Annotated in this window: 13 protein-coding genes; 1 reads left to right on the plus strand and 12 read right to left on the minus strand. The window is 56.9% G+C overall.

Translation table 11 applies throughout. From position 1 onward, the window contains the following. Nucleotides 1-15: 15 nt before the first annotated feature. From AC0L7R_RS02015 to AC0L7R_RS02030, 4 genes are read right to left on the minus strand one after another with little or no spacing between them, the layout of a single operon-like run. Nucleotides 16-843: an SMP-30/gluconolactonase/LRE family protein gene (locus AC0L7R_RS02015; protein ID WP_473658586.1), complete on the minus strand. Its 828-nt coding sequence runs from the start codon at nucleotides 841-843 to the stop codon at nucleotides 16-18. Continuing rightward, nucleotides 840-1445 (minus strand): 2-dehydro-3-deoxy-6-phosphogalactonate aldolase, encoded by a 606-nt coding sequence (locus AC0L7R_RS02020; RefSeq protein ID WP_473658587.1) that lies wholly within the window; start codon nucleotides 1443-1445, stop codon nucleotides 840-842. Before AC0L7R_RS02020 ends, AC0L7R_RS02015 begins: the two co-directional genes overlap by 4 nt. Nucleotides 1446-1449: 4 nt before the next feature. Next, complete coding sequence (locus AC0L7R_RS02025) at nucleotides 1450-2352, minus strand: 2-dehydro-3-deoxygalactonokinase (protein WP_473658588.1); 903 nt, start codon at nucleotides 2350-2352, stop codon at nucleotides 1450-1452. Beyond that, nucleotides 2349-4454, minus strand: a complete 2106-nt coding sequence (locus AC0L7R_RS02030) for an alpha-galactosidase (protein WP_473658589.1) — start codon at nucleotides 4452-4454, stop codon at nucleotides 2349-2351. Before AC0L7R_RS02030 ends, AC0L7R_RS02025 begins: the two co-directional genes overlap by 4 nt. 134 nt (nucleotides 4455-4588) lie before the next feature. Here AC0L7R_RS02030 and AC0L7R_RS02035 point away from each other — a divergent pair, with 134 nt between their 5' ends. Next, entirely contained in the window at nucleotides 4589-5374 is a 786-nt protein-coding gene (locus AC0L7R_RS02035) for an IclR family transcriptional regulator (RefSeq protein WP_247127777.1), read from the plus strand. Here AC0L7R_RS02035 and AC0L7R_RS02040 read toward each other — a convergent pair. From AC0L7R_RS02040 to xsc, 8 genes are all read right to left on the minus strand, one after another. Continuing rightward, nucleotides 5371-6240 (minus strand): dimethyl sulfoxide reductase anchor subunit family protein, encoded by an 870-nt coding sequence (locus AC0L7R_RS02040; RefSeq protein WP_348109202.1) that lies wholly within the window; start codon nucleotides 6238-6240, stop codon nucleotides 5371-5373. The genes AC0L7R_RS02035 and AC0L7R_RS02040 overlap by 4 nt on opposite strands. Continuing rightward, on the minus strand, nucleotides 6240-7019 hold the full coding sequence (locus tag AC0L7R_RS02045) for a 4Fe-4S dicluster domain-containing protein (protein WP_473658590.1): 780 nt from the start codon (nucleotides 7017-7019) through the stop codon (nucleotides 6240-6242). Before AC0L7R_RS02045 ends, AC0L7R_RS02040 begins: the two co-directional genes overlap by 1 nt. 73 nt (nucleotides 7020-7092) lie before the next feature. After that, complete coding sequence (locus AC0L7R_RS02050; RefSeq protein WP_473658591.1) at nucleotides 7093-9918, minus strand: molybdopterin-dependent oxidoreductase; 2826 nt, start codon at nucleotides 9916-9918, stop codon at nucleotides 7093-7095. A 79-nt stretch (nucleotides 9919-9997) separates the two neighbouring features. Beyond that, nucleotides 9998-10747: a sulfite exporter TauE/SafE family protein gene (locus AC0L7R_RS02055; RefSeq protein ID WP_247127773.1), complete on the minus strand. Its 750-nt coding sequence runs from the start codon at nucleotides 10745-10747 to the stop codon at nucleotides 9998-10000. Further along, nucleotides 10748-11806, minus strand: coding sequence for an acetate/propionate family kinase (locus tag AC0L7R_RS02060; RefSeq protein ID WP_473658592.1), 1059 nt, complete (start codon nucleotides 11804-11806; stop codon nucleotides 10748-10750). It abuts the gene before it with no gap. Continuing rightward, nucleotides 11803-12738 carry a phosphate acyltransferase gene (locus tag AC0L7R_RS02065; protein ID WP_473658593.1) on the minus strand — a complete coding sequence of 312 codons (936 nt, stop codon included), beginning with the start codon at nucleotides 12736-12738 and terminating at the stop codon, nucleotides 11803-11805. Before AC0L7R_RS02065 ends, AC0L7R_RS02060 begins: the two co-directional genes overlap by 4 nt. A 7-nt stretch (nucleotides 12739-12745) precedes the next feature. Beyond that, nucleotides 12746-13486, minus strand: a complete 741-nt coding sequence (locus tag AC0L7R_RS02070; protein ID WP_473658594.1) for a TSUP family transporter — start codon at nucleotides 13484-13486, stop codon at nucleotides 12746-12748. A gap of 2 nt (nucleotides 13487-13488) precedes the next feature. Then, complete coding sequence (gene xsc, locus AC0L7R_RS02075) at nucleotides 13489-15261, minus strand: sulfoacetaldehyde acetyltransferase (protein ID WP_473658595.1); 1773 nt, start codon at nucleotides 15259-15261, stop codon at nucleotides 13489-13491. Nucleotides 15262-15435: the final 174 nt, after the last annotated feature.

Genomic DNA, 15435 nt, shown 5'->3' on the forward strand with positions numbered 1-15435 from the left:
AACAGAGCAGCGGGATCAAAGGATCACGCGGTGCTCTGCTTGGCCAGTGGTTGTGGTAGGTGCGGCAAATGTTTTGCCGTCATCAATTGCGGGCGACGTCATGCCTTCTGTGGCGGACGTGCAATACAACGTCTTCATATCAGCGCCGCCAAACGCGGGGCAGGATGTCTGGCTGGCGGGGAACGTGACCGATTGCAAGAATGTCCCATCGGGCGCGTATTGTGCCACGCGCGATGCCCCCCATTGCGCATTCCAGATGTTACCATCGGCGTCCACAACAGCACCGTCGATGCCGAAATCCTCATCGCTGAGATCAACGATCAGACGCGGTTTGCCAGTGGGCCATCCGTCTGCATCAAGATCGGTCGCCATCAGTTTTCCAACGATGGTGTCAGTGTAATACGCGATGGTCCCACAAGGCGCGAAGCAAATGGCGTTTGTGATCGTCACGTTATCAAACAAACGGCGCAGTTCGCCGCGGTAGTAACGGTAGATCGCCCCTGCTTTTTCTTCAGCGTTAAAGCCCATGGTGCCGATCCAGAACCCGCCTTGCGGATCAGCGCGGCCATCGTTGGAACGGGTCACTTCGTTATCGCTTTCCAGACCGCAGACGTAGGTTTCTTCTTCGGTTTCAAGGTCGAAGGTGAACAACTGCGTGGCGGATGCGATCAGGAATGTGTCTTTGTCGACCCAGCCTGCCGCCGACACGTATTCGTCGAATTCCCAGTATTTGCCGACTGTGTGCAGCCGCTTGTTCAGGATGTCGAACCAGAAGAACTGTTGGCGTTCGGGATGCCAGATCGGACCTTCGCCCAAAGCGCATGGTGTATCGTCGATAATCATTTGGCAGCCTTGTAAGCCGCGACCATGCCTTTCGCCCGTTCAGCGACATCAGCAACAGAGAAACCGGGTTTGAACAATGCTGACCCAATGCCAAAGCCGTCGGCGGACGCATCCATCCACAAACGGAAGTTATCTGCGCCAGCACCGCCAACCGCGTACACTTGGGTACCTGCCGGCAACACCGCACGGATGGCCTTGATGCCGTCCGGGCCAAGCAATCCGGCAGGGAAAATCTTAAGACCGTCAGCGCCTGCTTTGAGCGCGGCGAAGCATTCGGTTGGGGTCATGACACCCGGCCAGCTGGCCATGCCAGCCGCTTTGGTTGCCATGATCACGCGCTGATCGCAGTTGGGCGACACGATCAATTCGCCGCCTGCATCACGTACACGACCAACGTCGTCGGTGGACAATACGGTGCCTGCACCGATGATCGCCGCGTCACCAACGGCGTTTTTCATGGCTGTGATGCTGTCGAACGGCGTCGGTGAATTCAGCGGAACTTCGATCTGGGTGATGCCTGCGTCGACCAAGGCTGTGGCCATGGCCGGGGCTTCTTCAGTTGTAACACCGCGCAAGATCGCGATCAGGGGAAGGTGGGACATAGAATTAACCTTTCAAGCGGCGGTAGGCCGCGATGAGACCAGCAAGCGTGACACTGTCACCTTGCACTTGGGTAGCGGGCGCGCCTTGCAGACCAAGGGCTTTGACGTAAAGGCCAGCAATGTCACCAGCACCAATTACGGCGATCTGTTGACCTAACCAATAAGGGCGCGCGCCAGCAAGTTCGGCGCCAATCAACAGGCCGGACAGGCGGCTACGCGCCGCTTCGTTTGTCATGTTATGCAGCAGGCCGTCCGCGCGCAGCGAAAACAGGTTCGCGGCCAGCTTTTCTGGGCGTGACATTGTTTCGGAAACGGCGGTTTCAAACACGCTATCGTCCCAGCCGATACTATCAACGGAATGCTTTAGCACGGTGTGCCCAGAGATAGCCGCGAACAATTCGCCGGTCATATAGGTTTGAAAACTCACGATTTCGTCGGCGCTGACATGGACCCATTTGGTGTGGCTGCCGGGCAGGCAGATGATGCCATCCCAATTCGGATTGCGTGACAGGAATCCAGCGATCTGGGTTTCTTCGCCACGCATCACATCAGCGGGGCTGTCCTGTGAAATGCCTGGAATGATGTGGACCGACAAATCGGGGTCGTCGGTCGGTACCTTGGTGAAACCGGAGGTCGCTGCAGGACAAGGGACACGGTCATACTTCGCTTCGGCCCAGCCTTGACGCGCGCCAACCATGCCGCAGGCGACGACGGTCATCGGGCCGTTGATCCACTTGCCAGCAACATCGCGCAGCGCTGGTTCAAACCCTGTGCGGTCTAGTTTGCCCATGCCTTGGTCAGAGCTTGCTTCGGCCAAGATATCGCCGCTGGCTGACATCGCCCACACACGCAAGTTGCTGGTACCCCAGTCGGCGGCGATCCAGTCTGGTGTGATCGTGTCAGTCATGATGTCTCCTTTGGGGCGTCCGTCAATCGCGTGCCTTCGATGACCCACATACGGTCAGGGAAGGTCCACGGCAATGTCACACCGTGGCGCATCAGATACGCACCGGATACTTCGATTTCTTGGGTCTTGAGGATTTGATCGCCACGCGACAGTGCGGGCGCGCTGGTCCGGTTGGCAAGGTTGATCCGATATGTCGCTGTGGGAACCAAATTGGTTAACCGCAGTGGGCGTGGCGCGATTTGCGCGCTTGTTGCGGCTTTGCCCGCGAAGACGACAAACTGGTCGCCGTCTTGTGCCATTTGCTGTTCTGCGATGACGGCCGGATCGGCGCTATCCAGACGCAGAATGTCCGCCTTTTGCATCCAATGGCGGTTGTGTTTCCACCACGATGTTACTTCGGTCAGCACTGCGACTTCGTGATCGTCCAGTTCGCGCGGGTCCATTTCGAAACCCATGTGCCGTTGGGCGGCGACCCATGCGCGGAACGCGATATCGAGCGTGCGGCCGGACGTATGGCAGATGCGCGGGCCGACGTGTGATCCGGTCACGGATAGGGGCAGGAACAGCGCCGCATCATGTTGAATACGCAGGCGTTCCAGCGCGTCGTTGCTGTCGGACAACCAAACCCGTTGGGTCCGTTCCATGATGCCGAAATCGATGCGACCACCGCCTGATGCGCAGCTTTCGATTTCTGTATTCGGGAAGTCAGCACGCAGCCGGTCGATCAAGGCGTAAGACCCGCGGGTCTGTGCGGCATCGGGCATCGGCAGCACGCGGTTGTGGTCCCATTTGATGTAATCGACGTCATGATCGCGCAGGATCGCAGACATCCGATCGTACAGGAAATCGCGGACTTCTGGCAGTGCCATGTTCAACGCTTTTTGCTGACGGCCCAGCGTCTGGTCTTCGCTGCCTAGGGCCCAGTGCGGGTTGGCGCGGTGAATGTCGCTGTCTTCGTTGACCATTTCAGGTTCAAACCAGATGCCAAACGTCATCCCGAGGCTGTGCACGTGATCCACCAACGGACCAAGGCCATCAGGGTATTTGCGGGGATCAACGGTCCAGTCAGACAGGCTGCGGGTGTCGTCATCGCGCTGGCCGAACCAGCCGTCATCCAGCACAAAACGTTCGGCGCCAAGTGATGCGGCCTTTTCGGCGATCTCTTTCAACACGGGCAGTTTGTGGTCGAAATACACGGCTTCCCAGCAGTTGTAGTGCACCGGACGCGGCGCATTTGGCTTTGGCCACGTCACGATCCGGTCGCGCAGGTGACGTTGGAAAGATACCGCGCAGCCGTTCAGGCCGCTGTCGGAATATGTGATGTAAAGCGGTGCGGTTTTGAATTGCTTGGATGGTTCTGTTTCCATCCGCGCGGCGTGACCCCACTGGATTTGACGACGACCGTCTTGCAATTCTTCGGCGATCATCCGGTGCCCACCGGACCAACCATAGTGGAAACCGTAGGCCTCGCCTTGGGTGTTCGTCGCACCCGTACACGGCACGATCAGACCGGGGAAATGTTCGTGACCCGTGCGACCCGTCCGGTTTTCGCGGTAACGGATGCCTGCACCCCACGCTGTGCGGTTGGGCTGGAATTCACCACACCAACGGCCTGAGAAATCGATCATTTCATCAGATTGTTGCGGACCCGGCAGAACCGGTGCTGCAAGCCAATGCAGGTGCACTGGGCGATCTGCATCAAGCGTTGTTTGGCAGGTAATAATATGCGTGTGGGGATCTGGTTTGAAGCTGACGGTCAGTAGCAGACCGTTGTCGGCATCACGGTATGTCAGAACGATCCCGTCCGTTTCATCGACGCTTTCAAAGCAGAATTTCGGCAATAGCGGCGTGCCATCGCTGTCGCGGACAATCAGACCGGGCTGGCCGGGAAAAGACCGTGTGGCTTCTGGGCAAATCGAAAGATCGGGGTTTTCGTCCAGCATACCGCCCGTCACGTCCAGCGCGCCTGCGGCATGGATTGTTGTCAGATCTTCGTCCATCGGCAGGGCAGCGCCCCAGTAGACAACTTCGTGCAGGCGGTCATTGCGGGCCGCAAGAACAAGTGTTTGGCGGTCATCATCAAGGCGATAAGTGCGTGTCATGGAAACTCTACAGGCGATCAGGTCCGGAAGCGGACGGCTTCTTGTTTCAATAATTGAAACTAGGTTTTGAATATTGATACTAAAGCGGCTATCGTCGGAAAATGTCAACTGCTGCAATAGGGGAGGTCGCCGCAATGTCACGTGACCATGAGGATGGAACTGTCGGTAAGGCACTGGCGGTCTTGGATCAAGTTGCTGCATTTGGACAGCCTGTGCGTTTTGGAGAAATCCTTGCGCAGTCGGCGTTTCCGAAGCCCACATTGTACCGATTTGTCCAAACGCTGACGAATCAGGGCATGCTGGCCTATGATCCGGATCGGCAAACCTATTCCCCCGGTGTGCGTTTGGTGCGACTTGCGCATGCGGCATGGGCGCAATCCACTTTGGCCCCGATCGCGCGACCGCATCTGGATGCGCTTAGCGCAGAAGTTGGCGAAACAGTGCATCTGGCCCAACTAGACAATGCGCAAGTTCTGTATCTGGAAAAACGCAACGCGGCCCAGCCTGTCAAAATGTATTCCCAAGCTGGTAAAGTTGGCCCAGCGTATTGCACGGGCGTGGGCAAGGTCATGCTGGCCTACACCGAAGATGCGGCGTTGGATCGGATCATTGCACAGCAGTCTTTCCATGAATTTACACCCAAGACCCTAACCAATTCTGAAACGTTGATGGAAGAATTGGATGCCATTGTCGCCCGTGGTTACGGGTTTGACGATGAAGAACACGAACCGGGGATCATCTGTATCGCGGTGCCGATCCTGACTGAAAAGGGGCGGCCGCTGGGTGCGTTGTCTGTGACCAGCACCACGGCGCGTCAATCATTGGAACAGATGGAAAAGCTTGCACCGATGTTGCAACAAACCGCCCGCGACATCGCATTCGATGCCGCGAACTGGCATATTCGGGACGAAGATTCTTAGCGTTTACCGTAGTAAAGACCGACGACATGTTCGGCTTGCGCGAAGAACAACCAGCGCAGCGTCAAGACGCCTGCGATGTGGCTCAGCACAGCGAGCAGCGCGAAAAAGTGGTTGAACGGCAAGATCAGAAGCAGGACGGGCAGGACAAAAGCCAAGCCCATTGCGATCATCCGCAGCTTTTCAGCATGTTTGCGGCCTACAACGTGCACGAATTCACGCAGCAGATAGTTGGTGCCGGTATGCGGCGGTTCGAACGCGCGGACCTCACCGATGTTGCCAAGACCTGTCGCCGTTTTCAGGTCTGTCCCTGATTCCGCTAACCGCGTATCGCCAGACATCCATGCGTAATATTGCAGTGCGGCAGCAGCGGCGAGCAGGACAATTGCGATCCAGACTTGGCCAGCAAACAACGCACCGCCGCCGATGGACAGGGTCAGGAACAACGCAGGCGTCGTCCAATGTTTCCAACGCGGCACTGTTTTCAGTTGGGCGTAGATCATCGACGTTGTGAAAACCGTGGCCAATGCGCCTAACGCGCCCAGAAAGCCAAGGAACCCCATGTGCGTGCCAAACAATGCGCCAAGGGCATAAATCCCCATGATGACGAGCGTGACGACAGCTGCAATCCCTTCGCGGGACAACCAACTGGTGCGCCATTGGCTAAACGCTTTGATTGCGCGTTCGGGGTGACCAAGGTGGAAAGTGGAGGCGAGCAAACCGCCGACAGCCATCGCATAGGCGATTGCAAACCAGATGAAAGCGCCGAACCCCGTGGGTTGCAACGCGCCAAGGCCAAGCCAGAACAGCAAGCCAAACCCGAGGCCAGAAAAAGTAGTGAAGATGATAACACTTGGTGCGGGATGCATTAATTTGTGCCTCCGGGTAGGGCGTTCAGCGCTTTGTCGAGCCAGCCAACAAAACCTTTGGCGTCTGCGGCGATTGGTTCAAGGTATGGTGCAAGCACGTCAAATTCAGGTGCGACGTCTTTCGGGCGCGGCGGCAGGTATTTGTTGACGGGCTTTGTGCCTTGTTCTGGCATCAGATCAAAACCGCCGCGTTCTTTGGTCAGAATGCTCACGTTGCTCTCTGGGTCTGCGAAGTCGCCAAAGTGACGCGCACCAGCGGGGCAGGTCCGCACACACGCTGGCTGACGGTCTTCTTCTGGCAGGTTTTCGTTGTAAATCCGGTCCACACACAGAGTGCATTTTTTCATCACCCCTTCGTCCGCATCCAGTTCTCGTGCGCCGTAAGGACATGCCCATGCGCATAGCCCGCAACCGATACAATCCTGTTCGTTTACCAGAACGATGCCGTCTTCGACCCGCTTATAGCTTGCGCCAGTCGGACAGACGGTGACGCATGGGGCGTCTTCGCAATGCAGACAGGATTTCGGGAAATGGATCAGTTGTGCTGCAGGTTGCGGTTCGTCTTTCAGCTTGGGTGGCTGAACTTCGTAGGAATGCACGCGGTTTAGGAACGTGCCCGTTGGGTTTGCGCCGTAAGGGTCCTGATCCGACAGCGGCGCGCCGTAGTTTTCGGTGTTCCAGCCTTTGCAGGAAATCACGCAAGCATGGCAGCCGACGCAAGTATCAAGGTCGATGACAAGGCCCAGCTTTTTCTGCGTGGAGGTAGGTAAGGTGGTCATGATTGGCCTCCTAAATGTGTGGTCTGTGCCAGAGATTTCGGCAGGAATTTGTTCGGGCAGGCGGAATGAGAAGTCATTTGCCCACCTTCCACGTCAGCTTGTTCGGGCCTTTGCCGACTGGCGATTTGATCGCAGGGATCGCTGGTTGCGCCTCGTTGGGAACACTGGATTTGCTGATTTTGACACGCAGGTCGAACCAAGCAGCTTGACCTGTGATCGGGTCTGAATTCGCCCATCGCAGGCCGTCACCTTTGGGTGGCAACAGTTCGTGGATCAGGTGGTTCAGCAGGAAACCTTTGGTGGCTTCCGGTGCTTTTTCATCCAACGCCCATGCGCCTTTGCGTTTGCCGATCGCGTTCCAAGTCCAGATTGTGTTTTCGTTCAAGCTGGCCTGATGGGCGACGGGCACCACAATCGCGCCATGGGCGGATTCAACCTTCGCCCAATCGCCTTCTTTGAACCCGTTTGCTTCCCAAATCTTGGTTGGGACATATAGCGGGTTATGCCCGTGAATTTGGCGGAGCCAGGCGTTCTGGGTGCCCCATGAATGGTACATCGCCATCGGGCGTTGGGTCAGCGCGTGGACGGGATATTCGTCGACGTCCACGTGGCTGTCTTCAAAGGGCGCATACCAGATCGGCAGCGGGTCCATGGTTTTCTTGATCCGCTCGCGCAGGTGTTCAGGTGGCTGACGGTCACCAACGCCTTCTGCTGCAAGTTGGAATTTGCGCATCGGTTCGACGTAAAGCTGGAAGATGTAAGGCTGCACCGCGTCATAGAACCCCATCTCGACCGCCCAATCTTGGTAGGCTGCGTTGAAAGGTTTGAAATAGGCGGCTTCGGCGGGGACATGTTCCATCCAGAATCCACCGTTGTCGATGTAGGCCTGCAACTGATCAGGGTTCACGTCGCCGCGCCCTTTACCTGACCCGTCTTCATTGCGGAAACCGGCCAGTGGCCCAACACCCGGACGGCGGATGTGGTTGGTAATGTAGTCGCCGTAGTCCTTGTATTTCTGGCTGCCGTCTTCGTTCACGAAACCGGGCATGTTCAGCATCGCGCCAAGTTCGCAGAGCACGGATTGGAAGCCGCGCACGTCGCGATCTGGTTCGACCACTGGCCAGCGGATCGCATCGGCCACGGCGTCGGCTTCACAAATCGGACGGTCCAGCAGGGAGATACAATCGTGCCGTTCAAGGTAGGTCGTATCCGGCAGGATCAGGTCGGCGTAGGCCACCATTTCGCTTGAGTACGCATCCGAATAGATGATGTTCGGGATCACATAAGATCCGTCTTCATTCTTGTCGGTCAGCATTTGCATGACGCCGGACGTGTTCATCGACGAATTCCATGCCATGTTTGCCATGTACATGAACAAGGTATCGATCTTGTACGGTACGCCCGCGTGCGCGTTCGAGATAACCATATGCATCAGCCCGTGGGCGGACATCGGATTGTCCCATGAATAGGCTTTGTCGATGCGGGTCGGGGTGCCGTCGTCCTGCAACAACAGGTCTTCGGGACCGTGCACGTAGCCGAGGTGCGGGCCGTCCAGCGGCGCACCGACCGTGACCTTGCCGTGTGGTTTTGGATGCGCCGTCGCGGGTTTTGGGTAGGGCGGTTTGAACCGCATCCCGCCGGGGGTCTCAACCGTGCCGAGCAGGATTTGCAACACGTGCAACGCGCGGCAGGTCTGGAAACCGTTCGAATGTGCCGAAATCCCACGCATCGAGTGGAAGGACACAGGGCGCCCGACCATCTTGTCATGCTTCTTACCGCGGAAGTCGGTCCATTCGCGTCCAATCGTGATTTCTTCGTCAAAGGCGACACGTGCCAACTCGGCAGCCATCGCACGGATTTTTTCTGCAGGGATGCCGGTCTTTTCGGCGACATTTTCTGGCGCGTAGTCATCCGACAGATATTTGTCGGCCATCTGGTGGAACACGGGGCGATGTGTAATCCCGTCTTTTGCGTATGTGCCCGACAAATCAGGTTCGACGCCTTGACCGTTCCAAGGTGCCAGCTTGCCGGTGTTGCGGTCGATGACCTGCGGCTGGCCGTTGCTGTCTTTCAAAAACAACCCGCGATCATCGCTATTTGGGTCTTCGTTCACCAAAACGGACGCATTGGTGAACCGCGCGAGGTAGTCCAGATCGACCTTACCGGCCTTCATCAGACAATGGATCATCGACAGGATATACAGCCCGTCGGTGCCCGGTGTGATGCCAACCCATTCGTCAGCGACAGCGTTATAACCTGTGCGGATCGGGTTCACGCCGATGATCTTCGCGCCGTTTTTCTTGGCGCGTCCGATTCCCATCTTGATCGGGTTGCTATCGTGATCTTCGGCGACACCAAAGATCATCACCATCTTGGTCAGGTCCCAGTCAGGCTGCCCGAATTCCCAGAAAGCGCCGCCCATCGTGTAGATGCCAGCGGCGGCCATGTTCACCGAACAGAACCCGCCGTGAGCCGCAAAGTTTGGTGTGCCGTAGGCCTGCGCCCAGAAGCCCGTAAACGACTGCGACTGATCGCGACCGGTGAAGAACGCCAGTTTCTCAGGGGCTTCATTGCGAATTGGTTCAAGGTGGCCTTTTGCAATCGCCAGCGCTTCGTCCCACGTGATTTCTTCGAATTCGCCTGAACCGCGTTCGCCAACACGTTTCATGGGGGCACGCAAACGGGATGGCGCGTTATGCTGCATGATACCGGCAGAGCCTTTGGCACACAGCACACCTTGGTTCACGGGATGGTCACGGTTGCCTTCGATATAGGCGACCTTTCCTTCCTTCATATGCACGTTGATGCCGCAGCGACAGGCACACATGTAACAAGTCGTTTTGCGAACCTCGTCTGACACTTTCGGCGAAGTGTCGAGGTTGGGCTGGTGATGCGTCATGCGGGCCTCCCTATGGCGTACGTCGGCAATGCAATGTCCGCTTGTGCGGCGCGTGCAGTGAATGTGGTGCGGTAATCCATTATGTGGCCACCGTGCGGATCAGGCTGAAACCGGCCAGCGACATCAGCAGCGTCAGGCAAAACGGGCGGTAATACGGGGCCAACCGTTCGGTGAACGTTTGTTGGCCTGCATAGACCCCTGCGGCTGCGAACACGGCCAGCGATAGACCACGCGCTGCGGCTTGGCCGTTCATGACGCCGGTGACCAAATAGGTAATCATCGTCGTGGTGCTGCTAATGAAAAGAAACAGAACAAGCGCTGCCCGCATTTTTGCGGCGGGCGCATCTTGAGAAAGAACGTAAAGGGCGACAACCATGCCACCAACCGATGCGAGACCCGTCGCAATACCGGCGCAAAAACCGGACAGGTACAGTCCGGGTTTTGTGGCGAGAAACGCAAATCGAACTTTGGCCAATTGGGTCGCAGACAGGATAATCAAAACCACCAAGACAACCAGTTTCGACGTGGCAACCGGCAATGCCATCATGGTCAAAACGCCGAACGGCACCCCGACGGTTGATCCGACGACCAGCCCGAGAACGACGCCGCGGTCTGCTTCTTGCCAACCGCCACGCGCCATAAGGACGGATGCGGTAAGCTCTAGCACCAAACAAATCGGGATCAGTTCAATCGGGGGGAGGATCAAAACGCCAGCGGCCATTACCAACGCCGACAATGCAAAGCCTGAAAACCCACGCACGACGCCCGCCAAGGTGACGATCACCGCCAGCCAAGCAAAGTCTTGGGAAGAGAGGGCCAGCAATTCCATCTATGCGCCCATCACTGACAAGGCGTCGCGGGCAATCGCTTTTTCTTCGTCCGCCGCGATGACATGGACAGTTGGCGCCCCAAAACAGGCCAGATGTCTCATGATTTGATCACGGATCGCTGGTGCGTTTTCGCCGATGCCACCTGTAAAGGCGACAGCATCCACGCCGCCCATCGCGACGATAGCTGACCCCGCGTGACGTGCGGCCCAATAACAGAAATGTTCCACTGCAAATTTGGCAGCGTCATCGTCGCGGTCCAGCAGCGTTTTCATGTTGTTGTCGCCCGCCAATGCCTTGAGACCAGAGTTTTTGTTCAACATGCGGTCGGTTTCGGATTCGCCAAGAGCGTCTGAAATCCGTAGCACCGCGGCCCCGTCAATATCGCCGGAACGGGTGCCCATGGTCAGGCCCGACAGCGGCGAATACCCCATGGATGTCGCGACGGATTTGCCGTCTTCAATCGCGCAAAGCGATGCCCCATTGCCAAGGTGAAAGGCCAACAAGCGTTTCGGCAGCGCGTCACCGAATTCCGCAACCATATTTGCGTAGGACAACCCGTGGAAACCGTAGCGGCGAATGCCTGCGTCATGCTGAATTTGCGGGATTGCGTATCGCGTCGCGACCTCCGGATTTGTGGCGTGAAACGCTGTCCCGAACGAACAGAACTGCGGCAGATCGGGCGCTTTTTCGCGCAAAGCTATGATCGCAGCAAGGTTGTTGGGGTTGTGCAATGGCGCCAGCGGAATACAGTTTTCGATGGCTTTGATGACCGGATCAGTGACCTTTGCCGGCTGCGTCAGGATCGTGCCGCCATGCACCACGCGGTGGGCAGCAGCGGTTAGGTCCTTCAGTGCGACACCGTTGGATGCCAAGGCAGCGAGCATCGCATCCAACGCGTCAGCATGAGTGGCCGTCGTGAGCGTTTCGCGTTTGTCACCAAGCCGCAATTCACCTTCGGTTCCGATATTTGTCACTGCACCACTGACGATCGACGCAAGCGAAAGGTCAAAAACCTCTACTTTCAACGACGATGATCCAGCGTTCAGAACAAGTATCATTTTGGTAACCCACAGCGAATAGATGCAAGGGCGGCTGATGCCATGCGCGCCGCCGCTGGATCGGCCCGCGAAGTCAGCAAGATCGGCACCTTTGCGCCTGTCACAAGGCCCGCAGCACAGCCGCCACCGACGTAAACCAGCGATTTGAACAACGCGTTGCCGGACACGATATCCGGCACGATGATTGCGTCCGCTTGACCAGCTACGGGATCCTTAGTCAGTTTCTTGGTTTTGACGGCGTCCATCGACAGGATCAGGTCCAAGGCAAGCGGGCCGGACACATCCGCGTCTTCGATGTGCTTTGCAGCCCAGTCGGCCAATTCGCGGCCTTCCATGGATGAAGGAACGGCAGGGATCGGGCTTTCTGTCGCGGAAAGGATGGCAACCTTTGGGCGGGACGTGCCCAAGCGTTGCAGCAGATCGACAACTTCTTCGATGGCGCTTTGGCGTGTTTCGATATTCGGAGACACGTTCACTGCGGCGTCAGAAATCAGGATCGGTTTGCCGCCATCGGGGTGCGAAATATGGAAGATATGAACAAAGCGTTTATCGGTGCGCAGCCCATTGGCGCGACTGACGGCGGATTTCATGAAGACGTCGGTGTGCAACTGGCCCTTCATCAGGACATCAGCCTCTCCCGCGCCGCAAAGCTGGGCGGCGGTCATGCCTGCCTCTTCTTCGCCGGTCGTGTCGTGAATCGCGTAGCCTGAGATGTCCCAATCCAGTTTTGCGGCCTCGCTGCGGATCGCGTCTGCTTCGCCCACGAACACAGGGATCATGATGCCGGCTTTGGTCGCGTCTTCGGCGGCTTCCATCGGCAAGGGTGCACCTGCACGGGCAATGGCGACGCGCGGCGCTGCGAATCCCTGTGCGAGATCAAGAAGGTTCTGCGGGCAGACCGCTTCGCGACTGGAAACAAATGGGGAAGACATCAGAACCTCACAATAGCGCCCGGAGAAGTCCGAGCATCGACAGTATCAATAGTATAGCAATTGCAAATTTGCGAAAGCCTTGCGGGCTTGTTGAATTGAATTTTCTGCTGCCCAGCCAAATGCCAAGCCCTAGAAACGGCATTGCGCAGAGCGCGCCGATGCCTGTTTCCGCCGTGATCAACCCGCCGTGCCACATCCATGGCATCGTGATCAGGTCCAATCCGGTCAGATAGACGATCATCGTAGCGCGAAAAACGGGGGCCGCGATGGGCTGTGCTGTCAGGAACGCCGCGACGGGAAGACCGCCAATGCCTGCAGCGTTGCACATGCCGGAAATTACGCCGACACCCGTGAACCCCGCTAAGGGGATCGTGCGTTTGATCGTCCATCCAGTCAGCAAGATCAGGGACATGGTGAATACGATGGCTGAAACCGCTAGTCGTGCGGTTTGATCGCCGACCGACAAAATCACGCAGATCGCAAATGGCAGGGCAAGTGCCGCCCCCAGCAACAACGCCCCGACGCGCCGCCAGTCGATGTGACCGCGAATGCCGCGTGCTTGAAGTGCTGTCATGATGATTTCGCACGAAAAGACCACCGGAATTAGGGGAAGTGGATTGGTGATGAGTGCTGCAAAAGCGATGAAGATCGCTGAAAACCCAAAACCAGAATAGCCGCGGACATAGGCCGCAAATAGCAAAGCAATGCTAAGTGCGCCCAGTTGCCCGAGGCCGAGGTCAAATAGCAAACTTACTCAGCTGCCATGTCGGATGCGTCGATCCCTGCCACTTTGACAGGTTTCTTCATCGCATCGCGGCGGAATGGTTCGCCAAGCTCTTGGTTCAGGATGACTTCGATCAACGTGGTTGTGTTGTTTTCCATCTGATCCACGATCGCTTGCTTCAGCACAGCTGTCAGTTCGTCCATCGTTTTCGCTTGAACGCCTTTCAGGCCACATGCGTTTGCGATGCCCGCATAGGACACTTTCATGTCCAGTTCGGTGCCCACAAAGTTATCGTTGAACCACAGTGTGGAGTTCCGCTTTTCAGCACCCCACTGGTAGTTGCGGAAAACGATCTGTGTGATGGCTGGCCATTCGTCGCGACCAATCGCTGTCAGTTCGTTCACGGAAATCCCGAACGCACCGTCACCCGCAAAACCGATCACAGGCACATCGCGCTGGCCGATTTTCGCGCCGATGATGGACGGAAGACCATACCCACAAGGACCAAACAGACCCGGTGCAAGATATTTACGACCTGTTGGGAAGCTTGGGTAAGCGTTACCAATCGCGCAGTTGTTGCCGATGTCGGAAGAGATGATCGCATCTTCTGGCATCGCGGACTGGATCGCACGCCATGCTTGACGCGGTGACATCCAATCAGGACGCGCGTCGCGTGCGCGTTCGTTCCATGTGGTGCCAGGATCGTCCTGTTCGTGATCCAAAGACGTCAGTTCCTGTGCCCAAGCGGATTTGGTTGTGGCGATCAGGTTCTTACGATCTTCGCGACCCGCATCACCGGCTGTGTCTGCCAGTTGGGATGTGATGCCGTTGGCAACTTTGGTCGCGTCGCCAACAATACCGACTGTAACCTTTTTGGTCAGGCCGATGCGGTCCGGATTGATGTCGACCTGAATGATTTTCGCGTCTGTCGGCCAGTAATCAATGCCGTAACCCGGCAGTGTTGAGAACGGGTTCAAGCGTGTCCCAAGGGCCAGAACAACGTCTGCCTTTGCGATCAATTCCATCCCTGCTTTTGAACCGTTGTAGCCCAACGGACCTGCGAACAGCGGGTGGTTGCCCGGGAACGCGTCATTGTGCTGGTAGCCGACGCAAACAGGTGCATCCAGCTTTTCTGCCAAAACGCGGGATGCTTCGATGCCGCCTTCAGCCAGAACAACGCCTGCGCCGTTCAGGATCACGGGGAATTTCGCTTCTGACAGCAGGGCCGCCGCGCTTGCGATGGAATCTGTGCCGCCTGGTGAGACTTCGAAGTTGATTGGTTCTGGAATTTCGATGTCGACGACCTGAGTCCAGAAATCGCGCGGGATGTTGATCTGGGCCGGGCCAGACAAACGGTGCGCTTTGGAAATTACGCGGGCCAACACTTCGCAAATGCGGGTCGGGTCGCGGACTTCTTCTTGGTAGGCCACGCAGTCAGCGAACAGGTTCATCTGCTCCATCTCTTGGAAACCACCCTGACCGATTGTTTTGTTCGCAGCCTGTGGCGTGACGAGCAAGCACGGTGTGTGGTTCCAGTAAGCGGTTTTCACGGATGTGACGAAGTTCGTGATGCCCGGACCGTTTTGCGCGATCATCATGGACATTTCGCCAGTCGCACGGGTGTAACCGTCGGCCATCATGCCGGCTGTCATTTCGTGGGCGCAATCCCAGAACGTGATGCCAGCAGCAGGGAAAATATCAGAAATTGGCATCATGGCAGAGCCGATGATCCCGAACGCGTGGCGAATGCCATGCGCTTGCAACGTTTTGACGAAGGCTTCTTCGGTCGTCATTTTCATGGGAAATTCCCTCCAGACAGTTTGACAGGCGTGGCTTAAAGCCTCGTTGGTATTGGGGCGACACTAAGAATTGGTCAAGACCCGCGATAGGTCCAATAGGTCCAGCTCATTAGTGCCAGCGGCAAAATTAATGAGACTTTGTGTCTCAAAATTAATGATAGGTCGGATTTAGCA

This window comes from Yoonia sp. D2-7 (genome assembly GCF_055809435.1).